The 14,910-nt window shown below is 68.7% G+C and carries 12 protein-coding genes; 5 read left to right on the top strand and 7 right to left on the bottom strand.

Annotated features, from left to right (window positions below; translation table 11 throughout):
* Positions 1 to 60: 60 nt before the first annotated feature.
* Complete coding sequence (locus G9C85_RS16365) at positions 61 to 1,047, bottom strand: glycosyltransferase (protein ID WP_166042193.1); 987 nt, start codon at positions 1,045 to 1,047, stop codon at positions 61 to 63.
* A 441-nt stretch (positions 1,048 to 1,488) separates the two neighbouring features.
* On the opposite strand from G9C85_RS16365, the gene G9C85_RS16360 reads away from it, so the two are divergent.
* Both G9C85_RS16360 and G9C85_RS16355 read left to right on the top strand, forming a co-directional pair.
* Positions 1,489 to 2,793 (top strand): sulfatase-like hydrolase/transferase, encoded by a 1,305-nt coding sequence (locus tag G9C85_RS16360; protein WP_166041970.1) that lies wholly within the window; start codon positions 1,489 to 1,491, stop codon positions 2,791 to 2,793.
* 146 nt (positions 2,794 to 2,939) lie between these two features.
* Positions 2,940 to 3,146 carry a hypothetical protein gene (locus tag G9C85_RS16355; protein ID WP_166041968.1) on the top strand — a complete coding sequence of 69 codons (207 nt, stop codon included), beginning with the start codon at positions 2,940 to 2,942 and terminating at the stop codon, positions 3,144 to 3,146.
* A gap of 21 nt (positions 3,147 to 3,167) precedes the next feature.
* Here the strand turns inward: G9C85_RS16355 and G9C85_RS16350 are convergent, their stop codons facing one another.
* Genes G9C85_RS16350 through G9C85_RS16335 form a run of 4 tightly spaced genes read right to left on the bottom strand, consistent with a single transcriptional unit; the run spans position 3,168 to position 7,019 of the window.
* Entirely contained in the window at positions 3,168 to 3,407 is a 240-nt protein-coding gene (locus G9C85_RS16350; RefSeq protein ID WP_166041966.1) for a hypothetical protein, read from the bottom strand.
* Positions 3,400 to 4,650, bottom strand: coding sequence for a DUF354 domain-containing protein (locus tag G9C85_RS16345; RefSeq protein ID WP_166041964.1), 1,251 nt, complete (start codon positions 4,648 to 4,650; stop codon positions 3,400 to 3,402). The genes G9C85_RS16350 and G9C85_RS16345 overlap by 8 nt, the downstream gene beginning before the upstream one ends.
* A complete protein-coding gene (locus G9C85_RS16340) occupies positions 4,651 to 6,012 on the bottom strand; it encodes a nucleotide sugar dehydrogenase (RefSeq protein WP_369680834.1) in 1,362 nt (453 codons plus the stop codon).
* 20 nt (positions 6,013 to 6,032) lie between these two features.
* Entirely contained in the window at positions 6,033 to 7,019 is a 987-nt protein-coding gene (locus G9C85_RS16335) for a Gfo/Idh/MocA family protein (RefSeq protein ID WP_166041960.1), read from the bottom strand.
* A gap of 409 nt (positions 7,020 to 7,428) precedes the next feature.
* Here G9C85_RS16335 and G9C85_RS16330 point away from each other — a divergent pair, with 409 nt between their 5' ends.
* On the top strand, positions 7,429 to 8,358 hold the full coding sequence (locus G9C85_RS16330) for a polysaccharide deacetylase family protein (RefSeq protein ID WP_166041958.1): 930 nt from the start codon (positions 7,429 to 7,431) through the stop codon (positions 8,356 to 8,358).
* Between the two features lie 143 nt (positions 8,359 to 8,501).
* Positions 8,502 to 9,374 (top strand): hypothetical protein, encoded by an 873-nt coding sequence (locus G9C85_RS16325; RefSeq protein ID WP_166041956.1) that lies wholly within the window; start codon positions 8,502 to 8,504, stop codon positions 9,372 to 9,374.
* 67 nt (positions 9,375 to 9,441) lie between these two features.
* Here the strand turns inward: G9C85_RS16325 and G9C85_RS16320 are convergent, their stop codons facing one another.
* The gene (locus G9C85_RS16320; protein ID WP_193570790.1) at positions 9,442 to 10,683 is read right to left on the bottom strand and encodes a carboxylate--amine ligase; all 1,242 of its coding nucleotides are present in this window, start codon (positions 10,681 to 10,683) and stop codon (positions 9,442 to 9,444) included.
* A gap of 92 nt (positions 10,684 to 10,775) precedes the next feature.
* A complete protein-coding gene (locus G9C85_RS16315; RefSeq protein ID WP_166041954.1) occupies positions 10,776 to 12,059 on the bottom strand; it encodes a DegT/DnrJ/EryC1/StrS family aminotransferase in 1,284 nt (427 codons plus the stop codon).
* 498 nt (positions 12,060 to 12,557) lie between these two features.
* Here G9C85_RS16315 and G9C85_RS16310 point away from each other — a divergent pair, with 498 nt between their 5' ends.
* A complete protein-coding gene (locus tag G9C85_RS16310; protein ID WP_166041952.1) occupies positions 12,558 to 14,909 on the top strand; it encodes a right-handed parallel beta-helix repeat-containing protein in 2,352 nt (783 codons plus the stop codon).
* The last annotated feature ends 1 nt before the right edge of the window (position 14,910 follow it).

The raw sequence follows: 14,910 nt of genomic DNA, 5'->3' as shown, positions 1-14,910 counted from the left end.
CGGCGTAATCGGCGATACGTCCACGGGGACGCGGTCGGAGACCGCGGTTCCCGCGGGCGTTCAAGCGACCACCTCGTCGTAGATCCCACAGATGCGTTCGGCGATCCGGTCGACGGACAGCGGCTCGATGGCGGTCCGCCCCGTGGACGGTTCGCCGCGTTCGAGCACGTCAGCGAGCGCGTCGGCGAGTCCCTCGTCGGTGTCGGCGACGTTCGCGTTCTCGACGCCGTCGACGAGTTCGGCGACGTCTCCGACGTCGGTCGACACGACCGGGACGTTACAGGACAGCGCCTCCTTCACGGCGTTTGGCGACCCCTCCGTCTTCGAGGTCATCAGGACGGCGTCGGCGGCGTTCAGGTACAGCGGCATCCGGTGGTGCGCGACGTCGTGCAGCGAGTGCAGCTCCACCTCCATGCCTGCTCCCGTCGACGCCGCCCCCGGGCCGGCGTCGACTGTCAACGGCGTGCGCGCGAAGCGCTCCCGAACTGCCTCGACGACGCGCTCCGCGCGCGGGTAGTCCTTCACCGGTCGCTGCTTCGCGTACGGGAACAGCACGTGCTTCGCATCCTGGCGCCAGCCGACGACGTCGCGCGCGACCGACCCGTCGAACGGCCGGAACACGTCCATGTCGATGCCGTGTGGGACGACGTGGGGGTCGCCGCCGACGATCTCTGCCATCTCCGCGCTCACGACGATCGTCTCGTCCGCGAACCGCGAACAGAATCGACTGACCGGCCGCATCGACCCCATCACGTCGGACCCCCAGTACGACACCACCACCGGCAGGTTCGGTTGCGCGATCGCCGCCGGCGCCGTCAGTCCGTAATGTGCGTGGAGGACGTCGTAGTCGCCGAACGACGCCCTGAGGACCTGCGGATAGTACCGGAGGTAGTTCGCGATCGACCGGGACTCCGTCCGGTCGTCGGTCGCGACCCGCTGCCCTGGGACGGGCAGCACGTCGACGTCGACCCCCTGTCGGCGGATGGACTCGACCTGAGTCCTGAAGAACTCCGCCTCGTCGTTCGTGACGAGTTTGAGGACGCGCATCGACGATTCCGTTCCCCGTTTCGCTGCAGACTCCGGTCCCTGATTCATTGATGACTCCGTTTCCTGAGGGGTGCCTTCGCGCGCTGTTTGTTATTCCCGTCCTACCGGTTCGGCGGCCGTTCGCGGAGGAATCCCGCCATCTCGGTCCTGCGACGAGACTGCTTCGAAACTGGCGGGCCGGCCGCCCGCTGCACTCCTCGTCCTACCGTCGTCCGCGTGGCGTCCTCGCTACCACCTCTCCAGTTCGTCGGAGGGCCTCCCCAGGTCGCCGAACGCCTCCCCAGGCGGCCGAACGCCTCCCCAGGCGGCCGAACGCCTCCTCGACGGCGACCGACGACGCTGGATCGCACTCACCGCTGTCGGGTTGGCCCCGCCTAACAAAGCCCCGTTGGCGCCTGGACGAACGTATCAGCGACCGGCGACGGTTCGCGCCACACACCCATGAGTGACCAACGACCGAACGTCGTCCTCGTGTCGATCGACAGCCTCCGAGCCGACCACTGCGGCCACCTCGGCGACGACGACGACCTCACGCCGACGCTCGACGCGCTCGCCGCCGACGGCGTCGCGTTCCGCAACGCCGTCGCGCCCGGCCCGCAGACGTTCTCCTCGATGCCGGTGGCGTTCACGGGCGAGTACCGCCCGCCGAACTCGCTCGACGCCACCGTCGCCGACGACCACTGGACGCGCCGGATGGCGGCCATCGACCGGCACGTCTCGCGGTACGAGACCATCCCCGAGCGCCTCTCCCGGCGCGGCTACGACACCGCCGGCTTCAGTCCGAACCCGTGGACGTCAACCATATCGGGATTCGACCGCGGATTCGATCACTTCGTCGACATCTCCGACGGCGACGACACCCGACTCCGCGACCGCATCGCGGAGCGACTGTTCGGCCCGAGCCCCGACCGGAAGGCGCTCGAGCTCGCAAAGCACCTCGTCACCGGGTCGTCGTTCTTCGCGCAGTGGGACTCGTTCTACGACGACGTCCGCGAGTGCGTCGCCGACCTCGAGGAACCGTACTTCCTCTGGGTGTTCCTGATGGACACGCACTTCCCGTTCGTGACGACGCGCAAGCATCGCGTCGAACGCTCCGCACTCGGGATGTACTACAACACCGCCCGCTCTCAGGGTGCGATGCGCGGCACCGAGGACTCGATGCCGAAGGCGGTCGCGCGCTCGACGCGAGCCAGCTACCGCGACACGGTCCGCGCCGCGGACGACTTCCTCGACGCCATCACGACGGACCTCGCCGCCGACGACCCGGTGACGGTCGTCCATTCGGATCACGGCGAGTCGTTCGGCGATCACGGCAACTACGGCCACCACCACCGGTGCGTGTACGAGGAGAACGTCCACGTCCCGTTCGTCGTCCACGGCGCTGACGTCCGCGCGTCGGTCGACCGCCCGACCTCGCTCGCTGCACTCCCTGACATCATCGACGACGTTGCGGACACCGGGACGTTCGACCCGATGGCGGCGAGCAGCGACGTCGCGGTCGCCTCGAGCGAGGGCGGCAGGCACCGGGCCGCCCGCGGCGAGCGCTTCAAGTTCGTCGACGACGACGGCGACGAGGTCCTCTACGACCTCCTGAACGACCCGCGCGAGACCGAGGACGCGTCCGCCGGCAACGGCGCCACGCGCCGCCGCCTGGCCCGAACCCTCCGCACGCACGACGACCACCTCGACGAACTCGCGCGCCTCGACCGCGCGACCCGCACCGTCGCCACCGCCGCCGACCTCTGACACCACTGCCGCCGATCGCTGACGCCACCGCCGGTGACCGCTGACACCACCGCAGGCCAGTTCCGAGAAGGCCGTCTGCCGCCTCGGTCGCGCCGCGCTCGCGCCACGAGGTTTTTGGGTCTCGCGTCCGTCTACGTGGAGAACGAATGGGTTTCTTCAACGAGGTCGGCCGGAAAGTCGAGAAGGTCAAGCAATCGATGGCCGACGACGGCGAGGACCGCGACGACGGCGTCGAGTACGTCTGCCGCGATTGCGGAACCCGGCACGCGACCGCACACGACTTCTGTCCAGACTGCGGCAACGACGCCGTCGAACCCGCGTCGACGGAGACACGCCCCGACGACGAGAAATAGCCGAGGTTCCCGGCCCGAAGACTAGAGGTAGCCGAGGTTCTCGAGGCGGTCCTCGACCGCCCCGGAGTCGACGTCCTCGACCTCCTCTTCGGACGGAACCGTCGCCGACGCGTCGTCGAGTTCGCGGAGCAGCCCGTCCAGCGCGACGGCGACGTACTCGTCGACGCTGTCGTACTGGGTGTACTGGAGGCGTCGCTCGACGCGCTCGACGAGGTGCGCGGGCAGCTCAACGCACGCGGTCCCGTCGGCGTCCTCAGGCATCGTCGGTCACCTCCGCGCCGGCGACTGCCAGTATCTCGTCGACCATCGTCCCCGTGACGTCGAGTTGCTCGCGGAACAGGCGCTCTCGGCGGCGTTCGATCTCGTCGGCCGACGGCGGGTCGACCGCGAGCGCTTTCGCGGTCTCGATCGCCTCCCGTTCCGTCGCGATCGAGTGCAGGAGGCCGTAGTCCCCGAGCGTCCGGTACACCATCTCGCCGGTGTTCCCGACGTAGGAGTTCGTCCGGATCGCGGGCGTCCCGAGGATCGCTGCTTCGGCGCTCATCGTCCCGGAGTCGCCGAGGTAGAGGTCCGCGTAGTACATGACGTGGTGGACGTCCTCGGGAGGCGTCGAGAGCGTGAGGTGCGCGAGGTCATCGGGCACCCCGTTCTCGGCGGACAGATAGACGGTCCCGTGGTCCTCGAGGAAGGCGACGAGCTCCCGGATGCCCTCGACCGAGAGCCCCTGCTGGCCGGCGTCGTGGTACGCGTCCCAGCCGGCGAGTCGAAGGAAGAAGTACGGCTCCTCCGGGTCGATGCCGTGGTCCGCGAGCACGCTCGGGTCGGGCTCGAAGTGCTCCGGGTCGAGGTACGCGAGCTCCTGGATGGCGAGGTGCCGACGCTTCAGGGGGTCGACGTCGAGCTCGAACTGATCGGGAACGAGGATGCGGTCGACCCAGCGGAGCGTGAGCGCGTGATTGATCCGGCGCATCGCCGTCGATCCCTTCAGGGTGTCGCAGACGATGACGTTCTTGCACCCGACGAGCTTCGAGACGTGCACGGGCGGCGGGGCGAGTCGGCTCACGATGACGTCCGGTTCGAACTCGCGAGCGAGCCCGAGGAGCCGTCGCTCGTTCCGGAGCATCTCGACCATCAGGCCGCCGAAGGAGTCCGCTTGCTCGGTCATCGGTACGTGCTCGATGTCGTACGCGTCCAGCAGGTCGACGGTCACCTCCTTGTGGCGGGACGCGACGAGCGTCTCGTGCCCGCGCGCCTGGAGTTCCGCGATCGCGTTCCGGAACAGGTGCACTTGCGCCGGATGTCCGACGTTGAACAGGATTCGCTTTCCGCCGCCCGTTCTCGTCGCGTCGCTCCCCGACGGCGCGACGTCGCCGGTTTCGGCGTCGATGCCGGTCGCGCCGTCGCCGGTCGGGGGGCCGCTCGTCTTCGCGTCGCCGTCCATCGGCACGTCCTCGCCGGTCGCGTCGTCGGTGGCAGTCGTCGTCCCGCGGTCGGCTCGGGCCATCTACGGCCACCTCCCGCCGATGGTGTAGACCGGCGCGTCGACGCCGTCGGGGACGACGAACCGCCCGTCCAGTATCGGCGCGTCGAACGCCGCCCAGTCCAGGTCGCGGAACTCGTCGTGGCCGGCGAGCACCGCGACCGCGTCCACCGATTCCGACGCGATGGCGTCCGTCGGCACGCGTTCGACGTCCTCGAACGCCGTCCAGTCGTCGACGAGCGGGTCCGCGGCGAGGACGCGATGGCCGGCGTCGGCGAGCTCGCTCGCCACGACCGGCCCTGGCGAGTATCGGAGCTCGGCGACGTTCCCGCGGTACGCGAGCCCGAGCACCAGAACCGTTCCCGGCTCGCTTTCGGGGGGATGCGCGTCGAGCATCGCTTCGAGGAGCGCGACCGCGTGCGCGGGCATCTCGTCGTTCACGCCGCGAGCGGCGTGCAGGAGGGGCGCGTCGACGTCGAACGCGCCCGCGAGGAAGTACGGGTACACGGGGATGCAGTGCCCGCCGACGCCCGGGCCGGGCGTGTGGATGTCGCAGTACGGCTGCGTGTTCGCGACCTCGATCGCCTCGTTCACGTCGAGGTCCATCGCTCGCGAGAACCGCGCGAGCTGGTTGGCGACCGCGATGTTCACGTCCCGGTACACGCCCTCGAAGACCTTCACCGCTTCAGCGGTCGCAGCGTCCGACGTCGTCAGCACGTCGTTCGACGTGATCTCGCCGTAGATGACGCGAGCGGCGCGCGTACTCTCGGCGTCCACGCCACCGACGACCTTCGGGTGCGTGCCCCTGACGTCCGCGAGCGCACGCCCGCTCGACGTCCGTTCCGGGCACGCAGCCGCGCCGAACTCGCCGGGCACCAGCCCGCTCGCGTTCGAGAGCGCCGGCACCACGACCTCGCGAGTCGTCCGCGGCGGCACCGTGCACTCGACGACGACGAGGTCGCCCGGCGACAGGCCCGCGCCGATGCTCTCGACGGCCTGCTCGACCGTCGACAGGTCCGGCTCGTGGCCGTCGAGGAGCGTCGGCACCATCAGGACGTGCACGCTCGCCGCGCGCGCCGCCGCGACCGGGTCGCTCGACGCCGTCAACGCACCGCGGTCGACGACGTTCGCGACGAGGTCGTCCAGTCCCGGCTCCCGGTCGACGTGACAGTCGCCTGCGCCGACCGTGTCGACGACGGACTCGTCGACGTCCACGCCCGTCACCGCACCGCAGACGTCCGCGTACACGGCCGCGAGCGGCAGTCCCATCTTCCCGAGGCCGTACACCGCGACCGGGACGTCGCCGGCGAGGAACGCCTCTCGGAGGTCTTCGTCCGAGGCCGACGGATCGTACGCCGGCCGGCCGCGTTCACCGACAGACTGCACCGAGCTCTCCCCTCCCGGCGTCATCGCGCCCGCACCTCCCGCCGTTCCTCGAGCGCGATCGCCTCGATGCGTTCGGCGAGCTCCTGGACGCGCAGCGCGTCCTCCGGCGTCACCTCCGCCGGCGTCCCCTCGCGGACCGCGGTCACGAACGACTCCAGTTCGGCCTTCAGCGGCTCGCCGTTTTCCACCATCGGCTGCTCGACGACGCTCTCGTGACGGTACCGGATGTCGCCGTTCGACTCGACGTACTCCGGGAACGACTCCCGGTGGATGTCGACCGCCTGATCGATGAAGTCCACGTTCACGCGACAGGACTCCGCGGTCACCGACAGCTGGCGGATCTTCTGTCGCGTCCGCCGGCTCGCCGTCAGCGACGCGACCGTCCCGTCCTCGAACACGAGGTTCGCGAGGGCGTACTGGCGGCCGTTCGCCGCCGCAGTCACCTCCTCGACGGGCGAGTCGACGAGCGCCAGGAGGATGTCGAGGTCGTGTACCATGAGGTCCAGGACGACGCTGTCCTCGATGTCGCGGTCGATCGGCGGTCCGAGCCGCTGCACGTCGAACGCCACGAGGTCGAGGTCCGGGACGACGTCCTTGAGGACGCGCGTCGCCGGATTGAACCGCTCAATGTGCCCGACCTGGAGGACGAGGCCGCGCTGTCGCGCGAGCGTCGCGAGCTCCTCTCCCTGTTCGCGGTCGGTGACGAACGGCTTCTCAACGAGTACGTTCACGTCGTTCTCCAGGCACGTCTTCACCACGTCGTAGTGGTGTTCTGTCGGCACGGCGACGGAGACGACCGTCGCAGCGTCGAGCACCTCGGCCATCGAGAGCGACTCGGTCTCGTAGGCGTCAGCGACGTCCTCGGCGCTCTCGGCGTCGGCGTCGTGGACGCCAACGAGGTCGATGCCCGGCAGTTCGCTGTAGACGCGAGCGTGCTGTCGACCCATCGATCCGACACCGACGACGGCCGCCGCCATCGGCTCCTTGCCGCGGCGACGTGACGTCATCGTTTCCCCCGGAGGCCGGGCGTCCGCGACGCCCGTCGCCTTCCGTCGGTAAGGAGTCGCGAACACTGCCGGTAACTGGGTGTTACCTTCGTCTGCACGTACGCTCTCGTCGGTTGCTCGCTCCGATCCGTTCGTCTTCGTCGATGTATCACACCCCGAAATCTCGCTGGTGGACGTATTGTTATATTCCGCTTGGTCGGAGTAGATGCCGTCTGTACCCCGCGCTTGCGTGCGATTCCGCACTTGGAACGCAGCCGTGGCGATGACGGCCCCAGCCGAACGGAATGACGTCCGTAACTAACCCACTCCCGGTCGATTCCCCACCGAATGCCGTCGTCCGTCCATCAGGAACGGCTCGCTGTCGTGACTCGCCGCCGCCGGAACTCGCTCCGGGGAGGAGGTCGGTAGCGTGGGCTCGGTCGTGTTCTCCCTCGATGCCGAACTGGCGTGGGGGTTCGCCGACCGCGACGACCCACCCGTCGAGCGCGTCGAGGCCGCCCGCGACGCCTGGACGTGGCTGCTCGACCTGTTCGACGAGCACTCGGTCCCGGCGACGTGGGCGGTCGTCGGCCACCTCTTCCTCGAGGACTGCGATGGCCGGCACGCGACGCAGTCCGCTCCCGATGACTGGTTCGCGTTCGAACGCACGACGTACGCGAAGCGGCCCGACCTCCGATTCGGCCCCGACCTCGTCGACGCGATCGCGGCCGCTCGCGCCGACCACGAGATCGGGTCGCACTCGTTCGCGCACCTCCTGTTCGACGACGACGACCTGTCCCGGACTGCCGCCGACGCCGACGTCGAGCGCGCGGTCGCGGTCGCCGCCGACCACGGCATCGACCTCGACGCGTTCGTCTTCCCGCGGAACGTCGTCGGGCACCGGGACGTCCTCGCGGACCACGGCTTCCGCACGTACCGCGCAGCCGGCGCTGGCACGCGATCGCGGCTGGCTCGCGTCACCGGCAAGCTCCGCGGCGTGATGGACCCGGACCGCCTGCCGCTCGTCGAGCCGACCGTCGACGAGCACGGACTCGTCGCCGTTCCCCCGTCGCTGTACCTGTTCGGGTTCGAGGGCGTCGCGCGCGACGTCCTCTCGACGGTCTGGACGGACCCCGTGGTCCGCCAGGCGCACTGGCTCGTCGACCGCGCCGCGACCGAGGATGGCGTCTGTCACCTTTGGCTGCACCCGAACAACGTCGTCGACGACGCGGCGCGCGACCGACTCCGGGCGATCGTCGAGCACGTCGGCCGCCGCCGCGACCAGGGCCTCGTCGACGTCGAAACGATGGGCGACGTCGCCGACCGCGTCCTCGAGGACGACGCGACGCACGCCCCGTGAAACGTCCCCGTCGCTGCAGCTACCTTCCTTCGGCCCTCCAACGGTGATCGGGAAGCGTTCGAAATCCTGGACGTGAGCAGAAGAACCGTCCGATATGGAGTCCATAACCATTCGTACCGAGACCGGCACCAACTGTGAACAACATGACCAACTCGAACACCGACGGGACCGACGAAGGGTCGGACGAGAACGACTCGCGGACCGACGAGACCGACTCGCGAACGAACGGGACCGACTCGGACCCCGATATCGCGGACTCGACTCCGGGCTCGCCAGGGTCGACGACGCGCCGTCGACTGCTCTCGCTGGCCGCCGGGTCCGCAGCGGCGGCGACTGCTGTCGGCGGCCTCGCCAGTTCTGCACGCGCCTGGAAGCAACGCATCGTCGAGTTCAAGGGCTGTAGCGAGGTCTGGCTCGTCGCGTCACCGGGGGATCTGGCGGACGGCGCGGCGCTGTCGCGCTCGAAACCACCAGTCTGGCAGGTCGTCGTCGCCCTTCCGGGTGGCGGGACCGAGTGCCGCGAGCAGTACGCGACCCACGACGCCGCGACGCGCGTCCCCGGCCAGTACGGCGACAGCCCTGTCCTCAAGTACGCCGTCGACGACGGCGAGAAGATCCTCGGCATCGTCACGTACAACCGGACGGACAGTCCGTGGGCCGACCGCCTCGAGAGTCCGTCTTGCTACGTTATCAACGAGCACCGGTGCGCGAACACGCCGGGCACGCCCGCGTTCGAGTCGGCGAGCTGCATCCCCGACGGGTACGTCGGGATGTACGAGTGCCCGGACGTCTCCGGGAACGGCGGACCAGGGTCCGGCGGACACGGAACCGACGACGGCGGACCCGGTGGCCCCGGGACTGGCGGTCCGGAAGACGGACCAGGGAAGGGTAGTGGCAAGAAGGGTGGTGGCGAGAAAGGCAGGGGTATGGGTGGACCGGGTAAGGATGGACCGGGTAAGGGCGAAGGGAGAGACGGATCGGACCGTGGCGACCGAGGGAGGGGACGGGGGGCGTGACGGCCTGAGCGGGCGGGTCGGCGGCGGCGTAGTCGCTGCGCGTTGCCGGTTCGCGCCGAGACGAACTCTACTCCTCGTGTCCCCGACCGAACGCCGGAAACTGGGGCCTGTTTGCGTGGAGGAGATTGCTGGCGACGTTCAGGGTATCACGGACGAACGGACCGGGGTCGGTGAGAGAGAGCTGGTCGAACGTCGGGTGTTGGACGAACGACGCCGCCATGCTGGCGACGGTCCCGAGCGCGGACGGACGCTCGACTATCGGGTTGTCCTCGCGAAGGACGCTGTGGAGGTGTACGAGTTCCCCGCGGACCAGGTGCGTGGACTCGCCCGGTCGGTACGCGGGCTCGCCGGGTATCTCTTCGTTCGTCGCGAGGTTCCAGTGGTACCACGGGTAGTCGACGCCCGCGTGGAGGTCCATCGGCAGGCTCGCGGGGTACCGCGGGTTGATTTCGAGGAGGTTGAACTCGCCGTCGGCGTCGCGGATGAAGCCGACCGACGCCATCCCATGCCAGTCCAGTTCGTCGAGGAGCGCGAGACCGTCGCGCTCCAACTCGGGGATGTCGACGGCCTCGTGGTAGACGCTCGGCCCCCGAGAGTACTTGTAGCCACGAAGGAGGCGCTTCTGGGAGGTGGCGACCGGTTCGCCGTCGTGATAGAGCGCCCGCAGGCAGTACTCGGTTCCGTCGACGAACGTCTGCGTGATCGGGACGTGCCCCATCTGGTCGACGATGCGCTGGACGTCAGGTTGCTCGCCCGGCTGTAGGAACATCGTCTTCGCCGGCGTCTGCACGCGACGCTCGGGGAAGTCGTCGTCGTACTCGTTCCCGAGGAGCGCGTACCGGCCCTTCACGATGCGTTCCTCGTCCCAGCTATCCACGTCCGTCAGGAGGCACGCGTCCGGCACGGTGACGCCGGCGCGTTCGGCCGCGTCGAACAGCTGCACGCGGTCGTGGACGGCCGTCAGGGACTCCGAGGACGGCCACAGAACCTCGACGTGCTCGTCGAACGCGGAGGCCCGATGCGAGAGCGCGTACACGTCCTCCTCCCGGAGCGGGACGATGGTCTCGACGTCGTCCCGGCGGGCGAGCGAAAGGAGCGCGGCGGCGTATCCGGTCGCGTCGGTCCCTGGGTGCGGGACGGCCACGCGTTCGTCGCAGAACCGCGACCAGAGCGCGGGCGAGTGCTCGTTCTCGGCCGCTGCAATCGTGTGCACGCCACGACGACCGAGCGATCGAAGCACCACCGCCGCGTGCGCGGCGTTCACGGCCGGGACGACCGCGGACCCCACTGTAGCGTCTCCGTCTTGCATGGTTCGACGAAGACGAACCGACTCAATAGTAACGCGTCACCTACGGCAGTGGTGCCACATGCAGATTGTCGCTACCGGGTGCTCCTGCGATCTCAAATGCGGTTCTCGTACTCGTGCGCGACGTGATGAACGATTGCGACGATCCGATGGACGTCGTCGTCGTCGACGAACGGATGCGTCGGCAGTGGGAGGATGCGGCGCTGGAGTGCTCGCGCGCCAGGGAACTCGCGCCCGCGGACTTTCGGCCAGTTGTACAGCAGCGGCGCCTGGACGCCGTGCTTCGCGAGCGTCCGCTTGATCTCCGCGCGGAGCTCGTTCGAGGAGACGACCAGCGGATACCGCACCCATTGGTGCCCTTCGAGTCCATCGATGGGCTGGATGCCGCGGACGTGCTCGTACCCCTCGAAGGCGTCGGCGTACGCGCGAGCGGTCGCGGCGCGATCGCGTCGGGTCTCCGGGAGCCTGTCGAAGACCCGGCCCGCGATCGCGCCCTGGAAGTCCGACATCGTCGGGGAGTGCTCGCCGTAGGCGACGTCGAACTTCGACCCGGGGTGGGTGGTGAGTTCGTCGGTCCCGCCGAGGACGCGAGCGAGTGCGGGAGCGATCCGCGAGTACGCGTAGTACGGTCGAGGACGAGAGCAGAGGGCGTACCCGGTGAGCGCGGCGACGTTCGGCGCACTCTGCTCGCGGCCGGCGTCCGAGAACGAGCAGTCCGAACGCTGGCTGAGGACCATCCCGCCGCCGACCGGGATGGGTTTGCCCTGCTGGAAGTTAACGACCGACAGGTCACCGAACGTCCCGAGCGGACGCCCGTCGTAGCTGGCGCCGAGCGCGTACCCGAGCGCCTCGACGAGCGCGGCGTCGGATTCCGTACAGATCGATTCGAGTGCGGTCATGTCGGACCCGAACCCGAGGACGTTCACCGCGACGACGGCGAGGACGTCCTCGCCGAGGGCGGCCCGGAGCGACTCGAGGTCGGCGGCGAGCGTCCGCGGGTCGACGTCGTACCGGCGGACGTCGAGGCCGACGCCGTCGGCGGCGTCCGCGAAGTCCGAACTGCAGAACGCCGGGAGGAGGAGCACCGACCGGTCCGCGCCGCCGTGCTCGCGGAGGCGACTGAACGCGGCACCGAGCGCGCGCCGGTACGAGCAGTACGTCGCGGCGGACGACGCGCCGAGGTGACTCTTGACCGCGTCGACGAACGCGTCCCGTCCCCGCCCGCCCGCCTGCCCGACGATGCCGGCAAGGAGATCTCCCGCGGTGACGGGCGTGAGTGCGGTCGCCAGCTCGCGGACGGCCGGCGAGTCGGGCGGGTCGCGAGCGGGATGGCTCCGGCCCGTCGTCGTGGTGCGCGTCGCGTCTTCGTCCATCGCCATTGTGACCGACAGCGAGTGGCGCGGCCTAAGTAATTGAGCGCGTACCGCACGCCGCGGCGGCGATCGACGGGTGATGGCCCAGCCGCCGCTATGCGTTCGTCGGCGTCGCTGCGCCGATCGGTGCGCATCGTCGGTGCAGGCGCGCTGTCGTCGGACGCGCGTTCCGGCTCGGAGTGCGCTGTTTCCCTCGGTATCCGGCCGATACCATCGTGATAACACCGTCCTACCCTCGAGCGAGTTCGTGTCACCCCACCGAACGGTGCGGGCCAGCCGATCGCGAGCTCTCCATGCGAAAGACCCACACGGGGCTCGGACGGCCGGTATGAACCCGTTACTCGGCCGTAAACGGAGCATTAGCGCCGGTAAGAGGCTGTTACCCCCGCGAGAATAGCTGCGGGTAGCTGGTAACTAAATATAGCCGAACCGGTCAGCACCGGTCCCCTAACGGTGGCATACCCGTAAAAATCGCTTTATCGGGTAAGTCGTGGATACCCAGGTATGTCGGACCCTAATGGAGAGGTTAACGGCACCGACTCGGACAATCACTCGCGGCGACTCGGCAGGCGGCGACTCATGCAGCTGGCGGGCGTCACGGCGGTCGGGACGACGGTGGCGGCGGCCGGTGCGAGCGCCGCGGCGTCCTACCCGAACCGGATCTCGTTCACCGGCACCGACGCCAGCACCGAGGCGTCCTACAAGGTCGGTGTCAGCGAGGCCATCCAGGCCGCGGGCGACGGAAGCCTCGAGAGCGACGACGGCGTCTCCGACGCCGCAGCGTCCGGGACGGTCGCGGGCGACACCGACTCGTACGACTTCGCGGGGACGATAACGAACCTCCAGGTCGACGGCAACGTCCAGGTAAGCATCAGTTACAACGACCAGACCGACGACGCGACAGCTGGCGACCGCCTCGAGATCCTCACGCCCGAAGACGGGAGCGTCGAGTACGAGTTCGTTACCACGGAGGAACCGTCGAGAGTCCTCGACGCCGGCAAGCGCTCCGCCGAGGAGGGTAACGACGAAATCACGCAGAACGACGACGGCACGTGGACGGTCACGGGCCTCACCGGCAACGGCTACGGCGACACGTTCGACCTCCAGGGCGACGTACGGTCGTTCTCCCCCACCAGCGGCACGTTCACGCTCGTCCTCAACGGCGAGCAGGTGACGGTCGACGAGCTCACGACCGGCGACGACAGCGAAGATACGACGACGGCGACGACCACGCACATGCTCGAGATCACGACGCCCGCCGACGGGAGCGTCGAGTACGAGTTCACGGCGTCTGGCGAGATCTCGAAGGTCCTCGACAACGGCGACAACTCCGCCGAGGACAACGACGTCGTGACGCAGAACGACGACGGCACGTGGACGGTCACGGGCCTCACCGGCAACGGCTACGGTGACACCCTCGAGTTCGAGGGCGAACCGCTCGAGTTCACGCCGGTAACGGGTTCTTACACCGTCTACCTCGACGGTAACGAGACGACCGTCACGGAACTCACCGGCCAGGAGGTTCCCTCGAACACGCTGACGATCACGACGCCCGCCGACGGGAGCGTCGAGTACGAGTTCACCGCCTCCGGCGAGATCACGAAGAATCTCGACAACGGGAAGAACTCCGCCGAGAAGCGCAACGACAAGATCACGCAGAACGCCGACGGCACGTGGACGGTCACGGGCCTCACCGGGAACGGCTACGGCGACTCCTTCGAGTTCGAGGGCGAACCCCGGGACTTCAGTCCGATGGAAGGCACGTTCTCGGTCTACCTGAACGGCCAGCAGACGACGACGTACGAGATGCTCGGCGAGGAACCGCCGACCGACGACGGGAGCAGCGACGGCGGGAGCGATGGCGGCAGCGACGGCGGGAGCGACTCGACGGCGGACAACGGCCCCCTCGGCGGTGGCAGCGGCTACGACCGGACGGTCACGCGCTCGGACGCGAACATCGTCGTCCACAACGAGTCCGAACTCGTGGACGGCCTGAACGCGGCGAGCTCGGGCGAGATCGTGTTCGTGCCCGGCGACGAGCGCATCGACATCACCTCGGGCGACATCGACGTCCCCTCCGGCGTCACGCTCGCGTCGAACCGTGGCGTGGACGACTCCCCGGGCGGTCTCCTCTCCTCGGACGACCTCGACGAATCGTTCTTCCTGCGCGGCAGCGGCCGCTTCACGGGCATCCGCCTTCGCGGCGCACACCCCGGTGACGACCAAAGCGGGTCGTCCGACGGCACCGGCATCAAGGCCACTGGCGACGGCGAGGTGGACAACAACCGCATCTCCGGGTTCACGTACGACGGCATCGGCGTGGAGGACGGGTCGCGCGTGCACGTCCACCACAACGTCATCGTCGAGAACAACAAGTCCGGACTCGGGTACGGCGTCTGCGTCGAGGACGGCGACCCGATCATCGAGTACAACTACTTCAACTACAACCGCCACTCGGTCGCGATGAGTCAGGGGACCGGGAGCTACACGTGCCGGTACAATCACTTCGGGCCGACCGAAGTCCAGCACAACATCGACGTGCACCCGCCTGCTGGCGGCGTCTACGACATCCACAACAACGTCGTAGAGACCGTCCACCGCGAGTACGACGGGAACCTGAACCACGCGATCGACATCCGGGACGTCCCGGACCAGGCCGTCATCACTGACAACTGGTTCTGGAACCCGAACGCGCCCGACCCGGACGGCCCGACCGACCAGGGCGGGCAGACGATCGTTCAGGAGAACGTCTCCGACTGGACGAACATGTCGTTCTCCTCGAACGCGTACGGCGAGGACGCGAACGTCTCGTTCTCGGACGTCATCCCGGGGTACGACGGCTGGCGGTCGAACTGAC

The organism is Halorubellus sp. JP-L1 (assembly GCF_011440375.1).
Taxonomy (GTDB): Archaea; Halobacteriota; Halobacteria; order Halobacteriales; family Natrialbaceae; genus Halorubellus.
Note: the sequence above shows the minus strand (reverse complement) of the source record. Positions and strands in the feature narration are given on the sequence as shown.

Bases quoted from the DNA above. Each gene is read 5' to 3' on its own strand.
- G9C85_RS16365 (WP_166042193.1), bottom strand. From the start codon at position 1,047: ATGCGCGTCCTCAAACTCGTCACGAACGACGAGGCGGAGTTCTTCAGG.
- G9C85_RS16360 (WP_166041970.1), top strand. From the start codon at position 1,489: ATGAGTGACCAACGACCGAACGTCGTCCTCGTGTCGATCGACAGCCTC.
- G9C85_RS16355 (WP_166041968.1), top strand. From the start codon at position 2,940: ATGGGTTTCTTCAACGAGGTCGGCCGGAAAGTCGAGAAGGTCAAGCAA.
- G9C85_RS16350 (WP_166041966.1), bottom strand. From the start codon at position 3,407: ATGCCTGAGGACGCCGACGGGACCGCGTGCGTTGAGCTGCCCGCGCAC.
- G9C85_RS16345 (WP_166041964.1), bottom strand. From the start codon at position 4,650: ATGGCCCGAGCCGACCGCGGGACGACGACTGCCACCGACGACGCGACC.
- G9C85_RS16335 (WP_166041960.1), bottom strand. From the start codon at position 7,019: ATGACGTCACGTCGCCGCGGCAAGGAGCCGATGGCGGCGGCCGTCGTC.
- G9C85_RS16325 (WP_166041956.1), top strand. From the start codon at position 8,502: ATGACCAACTCGAACACCGACGGGACCGACGAAGGGTCGGACGAGAAC.
- G9C85_RS16320 (WP_193570790.1), bottom strand. From the start codon at position 10,683: ATGCAAGACGGAGACGCTACAGTGGGGTCCGCGGTCGTCCCGGCCGTG.
- G9C85_RS16315 (WP_166041954.1), bottom strand. From the start codon at position 12,059: ATGGCGATGGACGAAGACGCGACGCGCACCACGACGACGGGCCGGAGC.
- G9C85_RS16310 (WP_166041952.1), top strand. From the start codon at position 12,558: ATGTCGGACCCTAATGGAGAGGTTAACGGCACCGACTCGGACAATCAC.